Origin of the sequence: Kytococcus sp. HMSC28H12, assembly GCF_001816045.1 — a bacterium.
Lineage (GTDB): Bacteria > Actinomycetota > Actinomycetes > Actinomycetales > Dermatophilaceae > Kytococcus > Kytococcus schroeteri.
The window spans coordinates 1-4,947 of record NZ_KV824327.1; the positions used below are offsets into that span (position 1 = coordinate 1).

Consider the following 4,947-nt stretch of genomic DNA (forward strand, 5'->3'; position numbering starts at 1 on the left):
TCCAGCGGCTCGCTGGCCTCCACGTGGGCGTCCACGCCGCGGCGGCGCAGCTCGGTGGCCACCGACTCCAGGGCCGGGAGCACCACCTCCTCGAGCCGTTCGGTGGCCCGGGCCACGCTCACCGCCCCGAGGGTGGTGCCCAGGCGGGTGCGCCAGGAGCGTCCGTGCCCCTCGCCGCGGGCCAGCTGGCCGGTGAGCGAGGCACGGTGGGCGTCCACCCGCGCCCGCTCGGCCTCCAGCGCACGGTGCAGCCCCACCATCACCAGCACCATGACCGCCGCGAACGGCAGGCCCATGACGATGGTGGCGCTCTGCAGCGCCGGGATGCCGCCCACCACGAGCATCGCGATGGTGAGCACGCCGGTGGCCACGGCCCACCCGATGCGCAGGGCGGGGTGGGCGTCGGTCTCCGGGTCGGGCAGGTCGGAGCTGAGGTTGGCCATGACCAGCGCGCCGGAGTCGGCCGAGGTCACGTAGAACAGCAGGCCCACGAAGGTGGCCACGCCCACCAGCAGCATCGGCAGCGGGTGGTCCTGCAGCAGGGTGAAGAAGCCCTGCTCCGGGGAGTCCACGGCGAGCTCGCCGAACGCGGTGTCGCCACCCCGGATGCGCTGCACCGCGGAGTTCCCGAAGATCGACACCCACATGACGATGTAGGTGAACGGGATGGTGAGCGTGCCGAGCACGAACTGCCCGATGGTGCGGCCGCGCGAGATGCGGGCCAGGAACATGCCCACGAAGCTCGCCCAGGCCACCCACCACGCCCAGAAGAAGAGCGTCCAGGCGCTCATCCACTCCTCGGGGTGGTCGAAGGCCATCGTGTCCAGGGTGGTGCCCGGGAAGAGCGCCACGTAGTCGCCCACGTTCATGGCGACGGCGTTGAGCACGAAGGCGGTGTCGCCGGTGACCAGCACCCACAACGCCAGGGCCACGGCCAGCACCACGTTGAGCTGCGAGAGCAGCCGGATGCCGCGGTCCACGCCGGTGGTGGCCGAGACCGTCGCCACGGCCACGGCCAGCACCACCAGGCCCACCTGCTGGGCGATGCCCTGCCCGGTGCCGAACAGGATGTCGATGCCCACGTTGAGCATCACCACGCCGATGCCGAGCGAGGTGGCCACGCCGAAGATCGTGCCGAGCACGGTGGCGGTGTCCACCGCGTGCCCCACCGGCCCGCGGACGCGCTGCCCGATGAGGGGGTACAACGCCGAGCGGACGGCCAGCGGCAGCCCGCGGCGGTGCGCGAAGTACCCGAGCGCGATACCCATGAGCGTGTACATGCCCCACCCGGTGACGCCGTAGTGGAAGAGCGTCCACACGGTGGCCTCGCGGGCGGCGTCGAGGGTCTCCCCCTTGCCCTGCGGCGGCGCGAGGTACTGGCTGGCCGGTTCGGCGACGGCGAAGAACATGACGTCGGTGCCGATGCCGGCGGCGAACAGCATCGCGGCCCAGGCGAAGGTGGAGAACTCGGGGCGGTCGGTGTCGGCGCCCAGCCGGGTGCGCGAGTGGCGCACGCCGAGCACCACCACGAAGACCAGCACGGCGGTGGCCAGGGCGATGTAGAACCACCCGAACCAGGTGGCGATCCACGTGGTGAGGGCACCCAGCTGGGTGGCCGCCTGCTCGGGGGCCGCCAGGGCCCACCCGGCCACGAGCGCGGTGACCACGCCCGAGGCGACGAGCACGGGCCATACGACCCCGGCCCGGGCAGGGGCCTCGACCCCTGCCCGGTGGCCCTCCTGCCGCGGCCCGGCCGCGGTGGCCCCGCTCACCGGGTCTCCCCGGCCATGGCCTGCTCCGCGGTGGGCACCTCGTCCCGGGCGTCCCACGCGTCGTTGCGCGGGTCGCCCTGCGGGAAGAGCGGCATGCCGGCGTTGGCGCGGTAGACCGGCGGGTGCTCGGGGGCCAGCGGGGTGTTGCCGGCGATGAGGTCGGCGGCCTTCTCGGCCACCATCATCACCGGGGCGTAGATGTTGCCGTTGGTGATGGAGGGGAAGACCGAGGCGTCCACCACGCGCAGGCCCTCGGTGCCGTGCACCCGCATCGTGTCGGGGTCCACCACGCTCATGGCGTCGCGGCCCATCTTGGCCGTGCAGCTGGGGTGCAGGGCCGTCTCGGCGTCCTTGGCCACCCAGTCGAGGATCTCCTCGTCGGTCTCCACGGCCGGACCGGGCGAGATCTCGCCACCGTCGAAGGGCGCGAAGGCCGGCTGCGCCAGGATGTGGCGGGCGGCACGGATGACCTCCACCCACTCGCGGCGGTCGTTCTCGGTGGAGAGGTAGTTGAACCGGATCGCGGGGTGCTCGAAGGGGTCGTTGCTGCGGATGCGCAGGTCGCCGCGCACGTCGGAGTTCATCGGGCCGATGTGCACCTGGTAGCCGTGGTCGCCACCGGCGGCGGTGCCGTCGTAGCGCACCGCGATGGGCAGGAAGTGGAACATCAGGTTGGGGTAGTCCACGCGGTCGCTGGTCCGGATGAAGCCACCGGCCTCGAAGTGGTTGGTGGCGCCGGGGCCGCGGTTGCGGAAGAGCCACTCGGCACCGATGTAGGGCGCCTTCTTGAGGTCGAGCCAGGGCGCCATGGACACCGGCTGGGTGGCGGTGTGCTGCAGGTACACCTCGAGGTGGTCCTGCAGGTTCTCGCCCACGCCGGGCAGCTCCACGCGCGGGGTGACGCCGGCGGCCTGCAGGGTGGCGGGGTCACCCACGCCGGAGAGCTGCAGGGTCTGCGGGGAGTTGAACGCACCGCCGCAGAGGATGACCTCGCCGGCCTCCACCGAGTGCGGGGTGCGGCGCGGACCCCGGACGAAGTCCACACCGGTCACGCGGGTGCCCTCCCAGCGCAGCTGGGTGACGTGGCTCAGGGTGCGCACGTGCAGGTTCTTGCGCTTGCGGACGGGCCACAGGTAGGCACGGGAGGCCGAGAGGCGCGAGCCCTGGAAGACGTTGCGGTCGAACGGCGCGAAGCCCTCCTGGCGGTAGCCGTTCACGTCGTCGGTGGCCGGGTAGCCGGCCTGCTGGGTCGCCTCGAAGAAGGCCTGGAAGAGCGGGGAGCTGGCCGGGCCGCGCTCCAGCTTGAGCGGGCCGGCCCCACCGCGCCAGGCGTCGGCGCCGGCCAGGCAGGTCTCCATGCGCTTGAAGTACGGCAGGTTGTGCGCGTGGTCCCAGTGCTCCAGGCCCTCGTTCTGCGCCCACTTCTCGTAGTCGCCGGCGTTGCCGCGCTGGAAGATCATGCCGTTGATGGAGGACGAGCCGCCCAGCACCTTGCCGCGGGCGTGCTTGATGCGGCGGCCACCCATGTAGGGCTCGGGCTCGGACTCGTACGCCCAGTCGTAGAGCGGGTTGCCACTGGGGAAGACCAGGGCGGCAGGCATCTGGATCAGCGGGTCCCAGACGAAGTCGGCCCGTCCGGCCTCGAGCACCAGCACGGTGGTGGACGGGTCGGTGGACAGGCGGTTGGCCAGCACGGAGCCGGCCGAGCCGCCCCCGACGATGACGTAGTCGTAGCGCTTCCTCATGGTTCTCCTCACGGGTCGGTGTGGTCTGTGGTGTCGATGGGGGCCGGTGGGCCGGCCGGGGTGGCTCAGCCGCGGTCGGCGAACCAGTCGGCGCGGGCGGGGCGGGTGTTGTGCCACACGTGCTTGGTCTCCACGTACTCCCCCAGCCCCTCGACGCCGAGCTCGCGCCCGATGCCGGACTGCTTCATGCCGCCCCACTCGGCCTGCGGCACGTAGGGGTGGAAGTCGTTGACCCAGACGGTGCCGTGGCGCAGGCGGCGGGCCACACGGGCGGCGCGGCCGGCGTTCTCGGTCCACACGGCGCCGGCCAGGCCGTAGATGGTGTCGTTGGCCAGGGCCACGGCGGCGTCCTCGGCCTCCTGGGGGGTGTCGCCGCGGAAGGTCTCCACGGTGAGCACGGGGCCGAAGCTCTCGTCCTGCACGCAGTCCATGGAGGTGTGGCAGCCGTCCAGCACGGTGGGGCGGTAGAACCACCCGGAGGACAGCTCGCCGCCGGGTGCCTCGCCGCCGCAGCGGAGCTGCGCCCCCTCGGCCACGGCGGCCTGCACGTAGGCGTGCACCGTGTCGCGGTGCGCCTCGCTGATGAGGGGGCCGCTCTCTGCCTCCTCGTCGAAGGGCCCGCCGAGGCGGATCTGCTCGGCGCGGCGCACCACCTCGTCCACCACGCGGTCGTGCACGGACTCCTCCACCACGAGGCGGCTGCCGGCGGAGCAGACCTGCCCGGCGTCGAGGAAGATCGCGGTGACCACGTTGTCGATGGCGGCGTCCAGGTCCGCGTCGGCGAACAGCACGAAGGGGTTCTTGCCGCCCAGCTCCAGGGCGATGTTCTTCACCGTGGGCGCGGCGGCGGCCATGATGCGCCGCCCGGTCCGCAGGCCGCCGGTGAACGAGACGAGGTCCACGTCCGGGTGCTCCGTGATCACGGTGCCCACGGGGTCGCCGGGGCCGAGCACGAGGTTGCCCACGCCGGCGGGCAGGCCGAGGCGCTCCAGGGTGCGCAGCAGCCAGACGGCGGTGTGGGGCGTGTTCTCGCTGGGCTTGAGCACGAAGGTGTTGCCGGCCACCAGGGCGGGGGCCACCTTCCAGGAGGTCTGCAGCAGCGGGAAGTTCCACGGGGTGATGAGCGCGCAGACGCCCACCGGCTCGTGCACCACGCGCGACTCCACGTCGGGCATGCCGGTGTCCACCACGCGGCCGGCGTGCTGCTGGCCGAGCGCGGCGAAGTGGCGGAAGACGCCGATCACGTCGTCCATGTCGATGCGGGCCTCGACCATTCGCTTGCCGGTGTCGAGCGCCTCGAGGCGGGCCACCTCCTCCTTCTCGGCCTCCAGCGCGTCGGCCAGCCGGGAGACGAGGTCGGCCCGCTCGGGCGTGGGGAGGGCGGACCACTCGCCGGCGTCGAAGGCGCGGCGGGCGGCGGCCACGGCCTG

The 4,947-nt window shown here is 72.7% G+C and carries 3 protein-coding genes; all 3 read right to left on the minus strand.

The features are described 5' to 3' along the window. Nucleotides 1-1,685 (minus strand): choline BCCT transporter BetT (gene betT / locus HMPREF3099_RS02735; RefSeq protein ID WP_237769712.1); only part of this gene is annotated, 1,685 nt, incomplete at its 3' end. Between the two features lie 83 nt (nt 1,686-1,768). Beyond that, nucleotides 1,769-3,517 carry a choline dehydrogenase gene (gene betA, locus HMPREF3099_RS02740; protein WP_070703723.1) on the minus strand — a complete coding sequence of 583 codons (1,749 nt, stop codon included), beginning with the start codon at nt 3,515-3,517 and terminating at the stop codon, nt 1,769-1,771. 65 nt (nt 3,518-3,582) lie between these two features. Next, nucleotides 3,583-4,947, minus strand: a 1,365-nt coding sequence (locus tag HMPREF3099_RS02745; protein ID WP_070703725.1) for an aldehyde dehydrogenase family protein, incomplete at its 5' end; no start/stop codon positions are given.